The sequence below is a fragment of the Cellulomonas sp. SG140 genome (assembly GCF_025770785.1).
In the GTDB taxonomy this organism is placed as follows: Bacteria; Actinomycetota; Actinomycetes; order Actinomycetales; family Cellulomonadaceae; genus Cellulomonas.
Window position 1 is genome coordinate 37,353 of sequence record NZ_JANZLA010000012.1, and the last position, 13,997, is coordinate 51,349.

13 protein-coding genes are annotated in these 13,997 nt (G+C 74.0%); 4 read left to right on the plus strand and 9 right to left on the minus strand.

The window, feature by feature from the left end; genetic code table 11:
* Nucleotides 1-43 precede the first annotated feature (43 nt).
* Entirely contained in the window at nucleotides 44-649 is a 606-nt protein-coding gene (locus tag N0B34_RS17190) for a TetR/AcrR family transcriptional regulator (protein WP_263732500.1), read from the plus strand.
* Nucleotides 646-1,650, plus strand: a complete 1,005-nt coding sequence (gene gap, locus N0B34_RS17195; RefSeq protein ID WP_263732501.1) for a type I glyceraldehyde-3-phosphate dehydrogenase — start codon at nucleotides 646-648, stop codon at nucleotides 1,648-1,650. The genes N0B34_RS17190 and gap overlap by 4 nt, the downstream gene beginning before the upstream one ends.
* Nucleotides 1,651-1,702: 52 nt before the next feature.
* On the opposite strand, the gene N0B34_RS17200 is transcribed toward gap, so the two are convergent.
* Nucleotides 1,703-2,599 carry an SDR family oxidoreductase gene (locus N0B34_RS17200; protein ID WP_263732502.1) on the minus strand — a complete coding sequence of 299 codons (897 nt, stop codon included), beginning with the start codon at nucleotides 2,597-2,599 and terminating at the stop codon, nucleotides 1,703-1,705.
* An 87-nt stretch (nucleotides 2,600-2,686) separates the two neighbouring features.
* Here N0B34_RS17200 and N0B34_RS17205 point away from each other — a divergent pair, with 87 nt between their 5' ends.
* Together N0B34_RS17205 and N0B34_RS17210 are read left to right on the plus strand one after the other, a co-directional pair.
* Nucleotides 2,687-3,271, plus strand: a complete 585-nt coding sequence (locus N0B34_RS17205) for a TetR/AcrR family transcriptional regulator (protein ID WP_263732503.1) — start codon at nucleotides 2,687-2,689, stop codon at nucleotides 3,269-3,271.
* Nucleotides 3,272-3,428: 157 nt separating this feature from the next.
* Nucleotides 3,429-4,844, plus strand: coding sequence for a cryptochrome/photolyase family protein (locus N0B34_RS17210; RefSeq protein ID WP_263732504.1), 1,416 nt, complete (start codon nucleotides 3,429-3,431; stop codon nucleotides 4,842-4,844).
* Nucleotides 4,845-4,904: 60 nt separating this feature from the next.
* Here the strand turns inward: N0B34_RS17210 and N0B34_RS17215 are convergent, their stop codons facing one another.
* The 8 genes from N0B34_RS17215 to ligA form a co-directional block, all read right to left on the minus strand.
* Nucleotides 4,905-5,834, minus strand: coding sequence for an NAD(P)-dependent oxidoreductase (locus N0B34_RS17215; RefSeq protein WP_263732505.1), 930 nt, complete (start codon nucleotides 5,832-5,834; stop codon nucleotides 4,905-4,907).
* 11 nt (nucleotides 5,835-5,845) lie between these two features.
* Complete coding sequence (locus N0B34_RS17220; protein WP_263732506.1) at nucleotides 5,846-6,391, minus strand: GNAT family N-acetyltransferase; 546 nt, start codon at nucleotides 6,389-6,391, stop codon at nucleotides 5,846-5,848.
* Nucleotides 6,392-6,506: 115 nt separating this feature from the next.
* Nucleotides 6,507-8,012 (minus strand): Asp-tRNA(Asn)/Glu-tRNA(Gln) amidotransferase subunit GatB, encoded by a 1,506-nt coding sequence (gene gatB / locus N0B34_RS17225; protein ID WP_263732507.1) that lies wholly within the window; start codon nucleotides 8,010-8,012, stop codon nucleotides 6,507-6,509.
* On the minus strand, nucleotides 8,009-9,526 hold the full coding sequence (gene gatA, locus N0B34_RS17230) for an Asp-tRNA(Asn)/Glu-tRNA(Gln) amidotransferase subunit GatA (RefSeq protein ID WP_263732508.1): 1,518 nt from the start codon (nucleotides 9,524-9,526) through the stop codon (nucleotides 8,009-8,011). Before gatA ends, gatB begins: the two co-directional genes overlap by 4 nt.
* Nucleotides 9,523-9,822, minus strand: coding sequence for an Asp-tRNA(Asn)/Glu-tRNA(Gln) amidotransferase subunit GatC (gene gatC, locus N0B34_RS17235; RefSeq protein WP_263732509.1), 300 nt, complete (start codon nucleotides 9,820-9,822; stop codon nucleotides 9,523-9,525). Before gatC ends, gatA begins: the two co-directional genes overlap by 4 nt.
* Nucleotides 9,823-9,930: 108 nt before the next feature.
* Nucleotides 9,931-10,350: a pilus assembly protein CpaE gene (locus N0B34_RS17240; protein WP_263732510.1), complete on the minus strand. Its 420-nt coding sequence runs from the start codon at nucleotides 10,348-10,350 to the stop codon at nucleotides 9,931-9,933.
* A gap of 25 nt (nucleotides 10,351-10,375) precedes the next feature.
* Nucleotides 10,376-11,647 carry a GNAT family N-acetyltransferase gene (locus N0B34_RS17245; protein ID WP_263732511.1) on the minus strand — a complete coding sequence of 424 codons (1,272 nt, stop codon included), beginning with the start codon at nucleotides 11,645-11,647 and terminating at the stop codon, nucleotides 10,376-10,378.
* Complete coding sequence (ligA, locus tag N0B34_RS17250) at nucleotides 11,644-13,929, minus strand: NAD-dependent DNA ligase LigA (RefSeq protein ID WP_263732526.1); 2,286 nt, start codon at nucleotides 13,927-13,929, stop codon at nucleotides 11,644-11,646. The genes N0B34_RS17245 and ligA overlap by 4 nt, the downstream gene beginning before the upstream one ends.
* Nucleotides 13,930-13,997: the final 68 nt, after the last annotated feature.

Below are 13,997 nucleotides of genomic sequence, written 5' to 3' on the forward strand. Positions count from 1 at the left end.
CAGCACCTAGCGTTCTGTAACTACTAGTAGGTACAGTGACGACATGACCTCCACCCGGGAACGCCTGACCGAGGCGATGGCCGACCTGCTCTGGGAGCGCGGCTACGCCGCCACCAGCCCGCACGACGTGCTCGCCAAGGCCGGCGTCGGGCAGGGCAGCATGTACCACCACTTCTCGGGAAAGCACGAGCTCGCGGTGGCGGCCTTCCGGTCCGCCATCGACACCCTGATCGCCGAGGCGCAGGGGCTCGAGGACGAGAACCATGGCGGCACGCCGCTCGACCGGATCGAGGGATACCTGCAACGGCCGCGACCCGGCACCAAGGGCTGCCGCGCCGGACGCATGACACAGGACCCGCAGGTGGTCCAGGACCCCGAGCTGCTCGCGGAGGTGGCGCGCGCGTTCGACACCCAGGCCGAGCGCTGGACGCGGGCGGTCGAGCAGGCCATCGAGGCCGGCCAGCTGCCGGGCACGATCCCGGCGCAGGACCTGGCCCTGGCCCTGTCCGCGGTGCTGCAGGGCGGCTACGTGCTGGCCCGCGCCCACGGCTCCCAGGAGTACATGGACCGAGCGGTCCGCGGAGCGGTGGCGCTCCTCGAGGCGGCGCGGGCACAGACGGCAAGCACCTCGACGAAGGAGACGCAGTGACGGTACGGATCGGCATCAACGGTTTCGGTCGCATCGGGCGCACGGCTCTGCGGGCTGCGCTGAGCAGCGGCGCCGACGTCGAGGTGGTCGCGGTCAACGACATCACCGACGTGACCACGTTGGCCACGCTGCTGGAGTGGGACTCGATCTCGGGTCACCTCGACGGCGTGCGCGTGGACGGCGACGACATCCTCGTCGGCGAACGGCGGCTGCGCGTGTTCGCCGAGCGCGAGCCGTCGCGGATCCCCTGGCGGGAGGTCGGCGCCGACGTGGTGATCGAGTCCACCGGGCGCTTCACGGACGCCGACAGCGCGCGCCAGCACCTGGCCGGTGGCGCGCGCAAGGTGATCGTCTCGGCCCCGGCCAAGGGCGACGTGCCCGCGATCGTGCTCGGCGTCAACACCGACGCGGTCGACCCCACGGCGCACGACGTGTTCTCCAACGGCTCGTGCACCACCAACTGCCTCGCGCCGATGGCCAAGGTGCTGCACGACGCCTTCGGCATCGAGTCGGGGCTGATGACCACGGTGCACGCCTACACGAGCGACCAGCGGCTGCACGACGCGCCGCACTCGGACCTGCGCCGGGCGCGGGCGGCGGCGGTCTCGACCATCCCGACCTCGTCGGGCGCGGCGAAGACCATCGGGCGGATCATCCCCGAGCTGGACGGCAGGCTGACCGGCTTCGCGTTGCGGGTGCCCGTCCCGGTCGGCTCGATCACCGACCTGACCGCGGTGCTGTCCCGGACCGCGACCGTCCAGGAGGTCAACGAGGCGTTCCGTGCGGCGGCGGCTTCCCCCGGGCTCGGGCGGTACCTCGAGTACTCGGAGGCGCCCATCGTGTCGGCCGACATCGTCGGCAACCCGCACTCGGCGATCTTCGACGCCCCGCTGACCCAGGTGGTGGGCGACCAGGTCAAGATCCTGGCCTGGTACGACAACGAGTACGGCTTCTCGCACCGGCTCGTCGAGCTGGCGCAGCTGGTGGGCGAACGGCGGTGACCGCGGCGCGGGTGCCGACAGCCGATGAGTCGGTCGTCGGCACCCGCGGCCGTCAGGCGAGCGTGTAGGCGCCGGCCGCGATGTCCTCGAGCAGGGTGGGACCCGTCGGCGACCAGCCCAGCAGCTGCCGGGTCGCGTCGCTCGTCGCAGCCAGGTCCATGCCGAAGAACGTGCCGATCCAACCGAAGTGCGCCGGCACGTCGTCGGGCTCGACGGACCGGACGGGGACGTCGAGAGCCGCCCCGATCGCCTCGGCGATCGCTCGGGAGGGCACCCCCTCCTCCGCCACGGCGTGCAGCCTGCTGCCCGCAGGGGCGTCGGCCAGGCCGAGAGCGATCATCCGGGCCGCGTCCGACCGGTGCACCGCCGCCCACCGGTTGGCCCCCTCGCCGGGATAGGCGGACACGCCCTGCCGGCGGGCGATACCGGTCAGCGCGGCGACGAACCCGTGGTCCCGCATGCCGTGCACCGTCGGTGCGAACCGCAGCGCGATGCTGCGGACCCCCTGGTCCACCAGCTCCAGGGCCAGGTTCTCCGTGCCGCCGCGGGGCGACTGCGGCCCGTGGAACGGCGACGGGTCGGCTTCTGTCGCAGGGTGGCCCTGGGTGAGCCCTGCGACGCCCGAGGCGAGCAGGAACGTCTTGCCGGTTCCGACGAGTGCCTCGCCGATCGTCTCCACCGCACCGCGCTCGGCGGCGACCGAGGCGGCCGGGTTCGACCAGTCGTGCTTGTTGGCCAGGTGGAGGACGGCGTCCGCGGCGAGCGCACCGGTGCGGATGGAGCCCAGGTCGTCCAGGTCGCCGCGCTGCACGGTGACGCCCTTGGCGGCCAGGGCGGCCGCGGACGAGTCCGACCGGGCCAGCCCCGTGACGGTGTGACCGGCCGCGAGCAGCTCGTCGACGGCGGCGGAGCCGATCCACCCGGAGGCTCCGGTGACGAACACGTGCATGGGTGCTCCCTTCGAAAGGTCGCTGATGTCAGCGACAGACATCACCCTACGTCTCATGTCAGTCGCTGTCATCACTACACTCGGGCCATGGTGCGATGGGAACCCGGTACGCGGGAGCGGCTGCAGGCGGCGGCCCTGGAGCTGTTCGCCGAGCGCGGGTTCGAGGAGACGACCGCCGCCGACATCGCCGCCGCGGTCGGCCTCAGCGAGCGGACGTTCTTCCGGCACTTCGCGGACAAGCGCGAGGTGCTGTTCGACGGGCAGTCCCGCCTGGTCGACGCCTTCCTCGCCGGCCTCGCCGACGCACCCGACGGCACCCCCGCGCTCGATCTGGTAGCCGCAGCACTGCGCTCGGGTGCGGACTTCTTCCCCGACGACCGGCGCGCCTGGGCCCGCCTGCGCCGCACCGTCATCGCCCAGAACCCGGCGCTGCTCGAACGGGAACGGCACAAGATGGCCGAGCTGGCCGGCACGCTGCGCGCCGCGCTCCTCGCCCGAGGCGTCCCAGAGCCGGGGGCCACGCTCGCCGCGGAGGCCGGCAGCACGGTGTTCGGCGTCGCGTTCGGGCAGTGGATCCAGGAGGACGAGCACCGGTCGCTGGCGGAGATCGAGTCCACGGTGCTCGACGAGCTGCGGTCCCTCAGCTCGGCATCGCAGCGCGCCACGACGTAGCCGGGGGGACGTCAGCGCGGCACGTCAGCGGGGCACGTCGGCGGGGCACGTCAGCGGGGCACGTCAGCGGGGCACGTCAGCGGGCGCGTCGGAGCGGCGCGTCGGTGCGCCACCGCACGCGTCGCCGCACGAGCGTCCGGCCCGTACCGTCGCACCCGTGCCCACCGTCCTCTGGTTCCGCCGCGACCTGCGGCTCACGGACCACCCGGCGCTGCTGGCCGCCGTCCGCGACGCGGCGGACGGCGAGGTGGTCGCCCTCTTCGTCGCCGATCCGCGGCTGATCGTCGCAGCCGGAGCACCCCGGCTGCGACGGCTCACCGCCAGCCTGCGCGCCCTCGACCGGGCGCTGGACGGGCGCCTGGTGATCCGCCTCGGCGCAACGGACGCCGTCGTGCCCGCCGTCGTCCATGAGGTCGGGGCAACGGCCGTGCACGTCACGGCCTCGACCGAGCCCTACGGCCGGCGGCGCGACGCGGCGGTGGAGCACGCGCTCGACGTGCCGTTGGTGCGGACCGGATCCCCGTACGCGGTGGCGCCCGGGCGGCTGCGCACGCGGCAGGGAACGCCGTACACCGTGTTCACGCCGTTCCGGCGGGCATGGCTGGAGCACGGGTGGTCGGCGCCCGCCGCGCCGGCTCCGACGGTCCGGTGGGTGCAGGTGCGGGGCGACGGCTGGGCGAGCCTGGCAGGACCGGACCACGACCACCGGCGCGCCGACCGGCAGCCGAGCGAACCGGGGGCGGACGGCGGGGACCCCACCGAACCGGCCGGGGAGCGGGACGCCCTCGCGTCGTGGCGTCGCTTCGCCGGCGGCCCGCTCGCCGAGTACGCGGTCGACCGGGACCGTCCGGACCGAGAGGGCACCTCACGGCTGTCGGCCGCGCTCAAGCTCGGCGAGGTGCACCCGCGCACGCTGCTCGCGGACCTGGCCCAGGCGGTGGCAGCCGTACCCGAGCTCGCCCCGGACGCCGAGGTGTTCACCTCCCAGCTGGCCTGGCGCGAGTTCCACGCCGACGTGCTGTGGCACCGGCCGGAGGCAGCCCACTCCTCGCTGCGCGCCGTGGTGCCCGACGACGCCTGGGCGTCCGGTCCGCACGCCGACGCGGCGTTCACCGCCTGGTCCGAGGGCCGTACCGGCTACCCGCTGGTCGACGCCGGCATGCGCCAGCTGGCCACCACCGGCTGGATGCACAACCGGGTGCGGATGGTCACCGCGTCGTTCCTGGTCAAGGACCTGCACCTGGACTGGCGACGTGGGGCTGCGCACTTCATGGCGCACCTGGTGGACGGGGACGTCGCGCAGAACCAGCTGAACTGGCAGTGGGTGGCCGGGACCGGCTTCGACGCCGCGCCGTACTTCCGGGTGCTGAACCCTGTCACCCAGTCCCAGCGGTTCGACCCCGACGGGCGGTACATGCACCGGTGGGTGCCCGAGCTCCGCGACGTCCCCGCGCCGGCGGTGCACCAGCCGTGGACCCTCGGCGAACGTGCCCCGGCGGGCTACCCCGCACCGATCGTCGACCACGCGACGGAGCGACGCGCGACGCTCGAGGCGTACGGCCGCCGCGGCTGACAGGTCCGGTGCGGGAACGGCCGCGCGAGCGCGGCCCGGCGGCTGCACGTGGGCACCGGCTCAGGTGCGCGCGACGACGTTCTGCGGTTCCCGTCCCGCCAGAAGGTCCTCGAGCAGCCGACGGACCAGCGCCGCCACGCGCGGCTCCGTGGCATCGGTGTTGCCGCCCTGGTGCGCCGTGATCAGCACGTTCGGCGCGTGCCACAGCGGGTGCTCCGGTGGGAGGGGCTCCGGGTCGGTGACGTCGAGCGCCGCCCGGAGACGACCTGAGGTCAGCTCGGCGAGCAGCGCGTCGGTGTCCACCACCTTGCCGCGCGCCAGGTTCACCAGCAGCGCACCGTCCTTCATCCGCCGCAGCAGCGCAGCGTCCACCAGGTGGTGGGTGCTGCGGTCCAGCGGCACGACCAGGATCACCACGTCAGCGTCGCGCACCAGGTCCGCCAGCTCGCCGACGGCGTGCACGTGACCGTCGGCGGTGTCCCGCGCGCTGCGACCCACCTGCACCACGTCGACCTCGAACGGCCGCAGCCGCGACACCACCGCGGCACCCACCGACCCGGCCCCGACCACCACGACCCGCCGGTCCGCCAGCGAGTGCAGCATCGGCGAGCTCCACCGGCCCTGTGCCTGGGCGGCGACGGCGTCCGGGAGGCCGCGCTGCATCGCCAACGTCAGCGCGAGGGCGAGCTCCGCGGTACCCGTGCTGTGCACGCCGCGACCGTTGCACAGCGTGATGCCCGCCGGCATGTGCGGCAGGGCGTGCTCGAACCCGGCGCTGGGCAGCTGCACGAGCCGAAGCCGGGGCAGGCCGTGCAGCACGGCGAAGCCACCGGGCCGGACGAAGTAGTGCGGGACCACCACCACGCCCACGTCGGGCGCTACGTCCGGGCCCAGCGGGGCCGCGAGGTCCCAGCGGACCAGCCGCACCCGGTCGGCCAGGTCGGCCAGACGGCCGAGCAGGTCCTGCGACGGCACGGTGACGGTCAGCACGCCGATCCCCTCTAGGCCGGCTGCCCGGCCCGGTACTCGTCCTCCAGCAGACCCATCAGGATCCCGTCGCACCAGCCGTCGCCGTCGCGGTAGGCGTCGCGCAGCCGGCCCTCCACGCGGAACCCGAGGTTCTCGTACAACGACTTCGCCCGCGCGTTGATCGCGAGCACCTCGATGCCGACGCGGTGCAGACCGAGCCCGTCGAAGGCGAAGCCGAGCACCAGCTCGATCGCCTCCGTGCCGTACCCCCGACCCCGGTACGCGGGGCGCATCTGCAGGGTGACGGAGGCGGCACCGACCACGGGGTCGATCGACTCGAGCGCGATCTGGCCCAGGTACTCGTCGTCCCCGTTGGCCGTGACCGCCAGGACCAGTCGGTCCTCGGACGCCGCCGCGCGGGCGATCGCCGCGGGGATCTCCGCGCGGGTGTACTGGCGGGTGCCGCCGACCAGCCGCCGACCCTCCGGGTCGGACAGCAGCTCGTAGACCGCGTCCGCGTCCCGTCCCTCGAGCGGTCGCAGCACGATCATCTCGCCCTGCAAGGTCGGTGCCCTCATCGCCCGCACGCCTCTCGTCGCCGCCGTCCTGCCGGATCGGATCGTAGGGACGGCATGTGACCCGGATGTTGCCGACGTGCGACCGGTCGGTTCGGCCGGCCGCACGTCGATCCGGTCAGCCCCGCACCCGCTCCAGCACCAGCTCGCGGACCCGTGCGGCGTCGGCCTGCCCGCGGGTCGCCTTCATCACCGCGCCGATGATCGCGCCCACCGGGCCGAGGTTGCCGCCACGGATCTTCTCCGCGACGTCCGGCTGGGCCGCCAGGGCGTCGTCGATCGCGGCCAGCAGCGGCCCGTCGTCGGAGACGACCTCCAGGCCACGGGCGACGAGCACCTGCTCCGGGTCTCCCTCACCGGCCAGCACGCCCTCGAGCACCTGGCGCGCCAGCTTGTCGTTGATCCGGCCGGCGTCCACCAGCTGCTGCAGCGCACCGATCTGCGCGGGCGTGATCGGCAGGTCCGCCAGCTCGACCTCCTGCTGCTTGGCGGTGCGGGCCAGCTCGCCCATCCACCACTTGCGCGCCGCTGCCGGCGAGGCGCCCGCGGCGACGGTCGCCTCGATGAGGTCCACGGCACCGGCGTTGACCACGTCGCGCATCTCGGCGTCGGCGTAGCCCCACTCCCCCTGCAGCCGACGACGGCGAGCCGCCGGCAGCTCCGGCAGCGCGGCGCGGATCTGCTCGACCCAGGCCGGGTCCGGTGCGATCGGGACGAGGTCCGGCTCCGGGAAGTACCGGTAGTCCTCCGCGTCCGACTTCACGCGGCCCGGCGTCGTGATCCCGGTGTCCTCGTGCCAGTGCCGCGTCTCCTGGACCACGGCCTCGCCCGCGTCGAGGACGGCGGCCTGGCGCGTCACCTCGTAGCGCACGGCGCGCTCGACGGCACGGAAGGAGTTGACGTTCTTCGTCTCGGTCCGCGTGCCCAGCGGCGCCTGCGGGCTGGTGCGCAGCGACAGGTTCACGTCGGCGCGCACGTTGCCGCGCTCCATCCGCGCCTCGGACACGCCCAACGTGCGGAACATGTCGCGCAGCGTCTGGACGTAGGCGCGGGCCACCTCGGGTGCCCGGGCGCCCGCTCCCTCGATCGGCCGGGTGACGATCTCGACGAGCGGCACGCCGGCCCGGTTGTAGTCGACCAGCGAGTACGTCGCACCGTGGATGCGGCCACCCTCACCACCGACGTGGGTGTTCTTGCCGGCGTCCTCCTCCATGTGGGCGCGCTCGATCTGCACCCGGAACGTGGTGCCGTCCTCGAGGTCCACGTCCACCCAGCCGTCGTACGCGATCGGCTCGTCGTACTGCGACGTCTGGAAGTTCTTCGGCACGTCCGGGTAGAAGTAGTTCTTCCGGGCGAAGCGGCAGCTCGCGGCGATCGTGCAGTTCAGCGCCAGACCGATGCGGATCGCGTACTCGACCGCCGTGCCGTTCACCGCCGGCAGCGCACCCGGCAGGCCGAGGCTCACCGGGGTGACCTGCGTGTTCGGCTCCGCCCCGAACGACTGCTCGGCGCCGTCGAACATCTTGGTGCGCGTCCCCAGCTCGACGTGCACCTCGATCCCGAACACCGGGTCGTACCGGGACACCGCCTCGTCGTACTCGACCAAGTCCACGCTCGTCGTCACCGTGCCACCTCCAGCTCGGGCGCGCGCGAGAGCAGCGGCCCCTCCCAGCTCTGCTCCAGCAACGCCTCGAGGGCGCCCCCCACCCGGTACAGCCGCGCGTCCTCACGCGCCGGCGCCAGCACCTGGAAGCCGACGGGCAGGCCGTCGTCGGACAGTCCCGACGGCAGCGACATGCCCGGGACGCCCGCGAGGTTCGCCGGGATGGTCGCCACGTCGTTCAGGTACATCGCCAGCGGGTCGTCCAGCTTCTCGCCGAGCCGGAACGCCGTGGTCGGCGCTGTCGGGGACACCAGCACGTCCGCCTGCGCGAAGGCGGCCGCGAAGTCCCGCTGGATCAGCGTGCGCACCTTCTGCGCCGAGCCGTAGTAGGCGTCGTAGTACCCGGCCGACAGGGCGTAGGTGCCCAGGATGATCCGGCGCTTCACCTCGTCGCCGAAGCCGGCGCCTCGGGTCGCCGCCATGACGCGCTCGGCGGTCGCCGGGCCGTGGTCCGGCTCGACGCGCAGGCCGAACCGCATGCCGTCGAACTTGGCGAGGTTGCTCGACGCCTCCGCCGGCAGGATCAGGTAGTACGCCGCCAGGGCGTACTGGAAGTGCGGGCACGAGACCTCGACGATCTCGGCACCCGCCTCGCGCAGCAGGTCCAGCGACTCGGTGAAGCGGGCCAGCACGCCCGGCTGGTAGCCGTCGCCCTGCAGCTCACGGATCACGCCGACGCGCACACCGCGCAGATCGCCCGACGCGCCCGCACGCGCGGCCGCGACGTAGTCCGGCACCTCGTCCGGCAGCGACGTGGAGTCGAACGGGTCGTGGCCGGCGATCAGCTGGTGCAGCAGCGCGGCGTCCAGCACCGTGCGGGTCACCGGGCCGGCCTGGTCGAGGCTGGACGCCAGCGCGATCAGCCCGTAGCGCGAGACGCTGCCGTACGTCGGCTTCACGCCGACGGTGCCGGTGACGGCCGCCGGCTGCCGGATCGAGCCGCCGGTGTCCGTGCCGATCGCCAGCGGCGCCTCGTAGGCCGCGACGGCGGCGGCGGAACCGCCGCCCGAGCCGCCGGGGATGCGGTCGAGGTCCCACGGGTTGTGCGTGTTCCCGTACGCCGAGTGCTCGGTGGACGATCCCATGGCGAACTCGTCCATGTTGGTCTTGCCCAGGATCGGCAGGCCGGCGGACTTGATCTTCTGCACCAGCGTCGCGTCGTACGGCGGCACCCAGTCGCGCAGGATGGCGGACCCGGCGGTGGTGGGCAGGCCGCGCGTGACGACGACGTCCTTGACGGCGATCGGCACCCCGGCGAGGGGGTGCACCGGCGCGCCCGCTGACCGCCGGGCGTCGACGTCTGCCGCCGTCGCGAGCGCCTGGTCGGCACTGACGTGCAGGAACGCATGGACGGGGCCGTCCACCGCGGTGATCCGCTCCAGGTGCGCGGTGGTCGCCTCGACCGCGCTGACCTCGCGGGTGGCCAGGCGCTCGGACAGCTCGGCGGCGGTCAGCCGCGTCAGGTCGGCGCTCACGCGTCCTCCCCCAGGATCTGCGGGACGGCGAACTTGCCCTCCTGGGCGGCCGGTGCGCCGGCCAGCACCTCGTCGCGGTCGAGCGGCGGAACCGGCTCGTCGGCGCGGAACACGTTGGTGAGCGGCAGCGGGTGGCTGGTGGCCGGGACGTCCGGGGTGGCGATCTCGGCGACCCGGGCGACCGACTGGACGATGACGTCGAGCTCGCCGGCGAGGCGGTCCAGCTCGACGGACGTCAGGTCGATCCGCGCCAGGGCCGCCACGCGCGCGACCTCGTCGCGAGAGAGGGTGGACATGCGGTGGAGTCTAGTGGCGCCCTCGGACGGCCCCTCGGGCCCCGGGGCCCGGCCGGACCACCGCCGGCCCGGCCGACCGGCGTCTCCCGCCGACCACCCGGTCGCTGGTCAGCCGCGTTCGAGGGCGACGGCGAGCAGCTCGAGCAGTGCCTCCGCGTAGGCGTCCGCCGCCGAGTCGGCCCCGAACACCTGCTCGGGTCTGCCGGCGAGCTCGACGAGCACCTCGAAGCGACCGTCCAACGTGCGCGCCAGGCTGCGGAACGTCCCGCCGAGCAGCTCGCGCAGCTGGTCCTCGCGGGGCAGCCACAGGGCGTCGTCCTGCTCGACGGAGTCCAGGGCCCACTCGGTGGTGCCGTTGAAGCCCAGCACCGTCCCGCTCGGGTAGGGATGGGCCTCCACCACCATGTCGCTGATGGTGAACACCTCGCCGGACAGCTGGGCCGAGCGGAGCGCGAACCGGTCCCCGGCGTGCGGGTGCCACACGAGGCCCGCCCGGTGCAGCCGCTCGGCGGCAGAGGTCGAGATCACCTCTCCAGTATCCGCGGCGCGACGCTCACGGCAGGGTGAGCTCGCGGTACGCGTACCGCTGCGCGGGACGGAAGCCCAGCGTGGAGTACAGGCGCGCGGCACCCGAGTTCGACGCCTCCACCTGGAGGAAGACGCGGTGGGCCCCCGCCTGCGCCGCCTCCCCGAGGGCGGCGACCATCAGCGCGCGGCCCAGTCCACGTCGGCGCTGAGCCGGGTCGACGGCCAGGCAGGACACCCCCGCCCAGCCTTCGGCGAAGGCGACGCGGGCCCGCCCGACCAGCCGCCCGCCGTCGTGCACGGACAGATAGCGGGCACGTGCGCTGGTGAGCACGGCCCGACCGACGGCCGCGCTGTCGGGATGCACGCCGTGCTTGCCGGCCAGCCAGTCGTGGACCCAGTCCTCCTCCGGGTCGTCACCGACGTGCAGCCCGGCGGGACGCGGTGGGCGCTCCGCCGAGCCGTGCGTCGGGTCGTGCGCCGCCCGCACCAGGACGTCGGTGGTCGTCACTGTCGTGTAGCCCCGGTCCTCGAGCAGCAGGTCCAGGTCCCAGGGCCGCGACTCGCTCCCCACGCGGAAGGTCGCGGGCAACGACTCCTGGCGGTACAGCGCCTCGACGCGCGCCAGGGCACCCGCCAGGTCGGACGGCGCGGCCAGCGCGAGGACGCTGTTCGCCCGGCGGGTGATCCCTGCAGACAACCCGACCCGCCAGCCGTCCACGTCCACCATGTGTGCCGGGCTCCAGGTAGCAGCCTCGACCAGCGCGCCCGGCGGCTCGGGAGCCGTCCACGCGTGCACCCGCAGGTGGACGCCCCCGTGCCCCCAGTCCCGGTCCGGCTGCGGCTCGAAACCGAGCCGGTCGTACAGGCGCCGCGCGCTCGTGGCCGCGTCGAGCATCGACAGCACCACCCGACGGGCGCCCCCGGCGACCGCCTCCCGCAGCGCCGCCTGCATCAGGGCTTCCGCCACACCCCGCCGTCGGGCCTCGGGCGCCACGGCGAGCATGCGCACCTCGACCTCGTCCGGCTCGGCCACCTCTGCGTAGGAGGAGCCGTACGGTGCGAGCGTCAGCGAGCCGACCACGGCCTCGCGACCGTCCCCCGTCGGCACCGTCGCGACGAGGAGCCGCGCCTCGACGGCCCGGCGGTGCGCGTCGCGCAGCTCGTCCGCGTAGGGGTCGGCGTCGAGGAGCAGACCGTCCGCCTGGTAGGCCTGGGCCGTCAGCTCCCCGGCCGCCTGCTCGTCGTCCTCGCTCGCCACGCGCACGGTGACCGCGAGCGGAGCCGGCGCCCCGCTCATTCGGCGACCCCGTCCGGACCGTCCGCCAGCAGTGTCACGAACCCCGCCTCGTCGAGGATCCGCAGGCCGAGCTCGCGAGCCTTCGCCTCCTTGGAGCCGGCGTTCTCCCCGACGACGACGAAGTCGGTGCTCTTCGACACCGAGCCGGCCGCCTTGCCCCCTCGGGTGAGGATCGCCTCCTTCGCCTCCTCGCGGCTGAAGCCCTCGAGAGAGCCGGTGACGACGACGGTCACACCCTCGAGCGTGCGCGGCGTCGACTCGTCACGCGCGTCCTGCATGCGGACCCCGGCGGCCGCCCACCGGTCCACGATCTCGCGGTGCCAGTCCGACTCGGGGCCGGTGAACCAGTCGACGATCGACTCCGCGATCGTCGGTCCGATGCCCTCGATGCCGGACAGTCGGGCCAGCGCCGTCTCCCGGTCGGTCAGCAGCTCGCGCAGCGCCGCCATCGACCCGAGCTCGGACGCGAGGGCGCGCGCCGCGATCGGACCGACGTTGCGGATGCTGAGGCCGACCAGCACGCGCCACAGCTCCTTGGACTTCGCCGCGTCCAGCTCGTCGAGCAGCTTGCGCGCCTGCTCGGACGGCTCCCACTCCGGCAGCTCGCGACCGTCCACAGCCGCCGCGCGTCGTGCGGCCGGCGTGCGCTTCGCCTGCCGCCGGAAGGGTGCGCGCCGCCGCACGGCCCCGTCGGGGTCCTCCCGGGGCAGCCCAGTCTCGGGGTCCCGGACCACCACCTCGACCTGGGCGAGCAGCGCCATGCTGGCCGCCCGGACGCGCTCCACCGTCTCGGCGGGGGCGTCGGCCGGGTACCCGACCAGGTCGAACAGGTACGCCTCCGTCGGCACCGGCGGGGTGCTCGGCACCTCGGGCCGCGTCAGCGCGGCCGCCGTCACCTCTCCCAAGGCCTCGATGTCGAGGCTGCCGCGGGACCCGATGTGCTCGAGGCGGCCACGCACCTGGGCCGGGCAGGACCGGGCGTTCGGGCAGCGCAGGTCGACGTCCCCCTCCCGCATCGGCCGCAGCGGGGTGCCGCACTCCGGGCAGTCGGCCGGCATGTGCCACTCGACGCGCGGCACGGTGTCGTCCGGGGCCGCGGGTGCGGGGCCCACGATCTCCGGGATCACGTCCCCCGCCTTGCGGAGCACCACCATGTCGCCGATCCGCACGCCCTTGGCGCGGACCACGTCCTGGTTGTGCAGGGTCGCCTGCCGCACGGTGCTGCCGGACACCAGCACCGGTTCCATCACCGCGAACGGGGTCGCCCGGCCGGTGCGGCCGATGCCGACCTCGATGGCCAGCAGCCGGGTGTTCACCTCCTCCGGCGGGTACTTGTAGGCGATCGCCCAGCGCGGCGCCCGGCTGGTGCTGCCGAGCTGACGCTGCAGCGCGATCTCGTCGACCTTGACGACGATCCCGTCGATCTGGTGCTCGACGTCGTGCCGGTGCTCGCCGTAGTGCTCGACCATCGCCCACACCTCGTCGAGCGAGCCGACCACGCGGCTGTGGGAGGACACCGGCACGCCCCATCCGGCCAGCAGGTCGTACACCTGCGACTGCCGCTCCACGCCGACCCCGCCCCCGGGCCCCCAGCGCAGCGCACCGAACCCATGGGCGTACATCCGCAGCGGCCGCGACGCGGTCACGCGGGGGTCCTTCTGCCGCAGCGACCCCGCGGCCGCGTTGCGGGGGTTGGCGAAGGGCGGTCGCCCAGCCTCGACCTGGGCCGCATTGAGCTGCTCGAAGGCCTCGACCGGCAGGAAGACCTCGCCGCGGATCTCGATCCGCTCGGGGTGCGACTCCGGCGGTCCGGCCAGCACCGCCGGGATCGTCGGGATGGTCCGCACGTTGAGGGTGACGTCCTCCCCGGTGCGCCCGTCGCCCCGGGTGGCGGCGCGCACCAGCCGGCCACGCTCGTACAGCAGCGCGATCGCGAGCCCGTCGATCTTCAGCTCGCACAGCCAGTGCAGCGGCACCCCGGACGGCACGTCGCGCTGCACGCGATCGGCCCAGGCGGCCAGCTCCTCGCGGGAGAAGACGTTGTCCAGCGAGAGCATCCGCTCGGCGTGCTGCACGGCGGCGAACTCGGTCGAGAACGTCCCGCCCACCTGCTGCGTCGGAGAGTCAGGGGTGCGCAGGCCCGGGTACTGGTCCTCGAGCGCGGCCAGCCCCCGCAGGCGCTCGTCGTACTCCGCGTCCGACGACGGCGGCGAGTCGAGCACGTAGTAGGCGAACTGGTCGGACCGCACGCGCTCGGCGAGGTCCGTCCACCGGCGCCGCACCTCGGCAGGAACCTCCTGCTCCTGCTGCGGGCCGGTGCCCTGGTCACCGCCCTGTGCCCCCTCGTCGG

Coding starts and splice junctions, on each gene's coding strand:
- N0B34_RS17190 (WP_263732500.1), top strand. CDS start 44: ATGACCTCCACCCGGGAACGCCTGACCGAGGCGATGGCCGACCTGCTC.
- N0B34_RS17200 (WP_263732502.1), bottom strand. CDS start 2,599: ATGCACGTGTTCGTCACCGGAGCCTCCGGGTGGATCGGCTCCGCCGCC.
- N0B34_RS17205 (WP_263732503.1), top strand. CDS start 2,687: ATGGTGCGATGGGAACCCGGTACGCGGGAGCGGCTGCAGGCGGCGGCC.
- N0B34_RS17220 (WP_263732506.1), bottom strand. CDS start 6,391: ATGAGGGCACCGACCTTGCAGGGCGAGATGATCGTGCTGCGACCGCTC.
- gatC (WP_263732509.1), bottom strand. CDS start 9,822: ATGTCCACCCTCTCTCGCGACGAGGTCGCGCGCGTGGCGGCCCTGGCG.
- N0B34_RS17245 (WP_263732511.1), bottom strand. CDS start 11,647: ATGAGCGGGGCGCCGGCTCCGCTCGCGGTCACCGTGCGCGTGGCGAGC.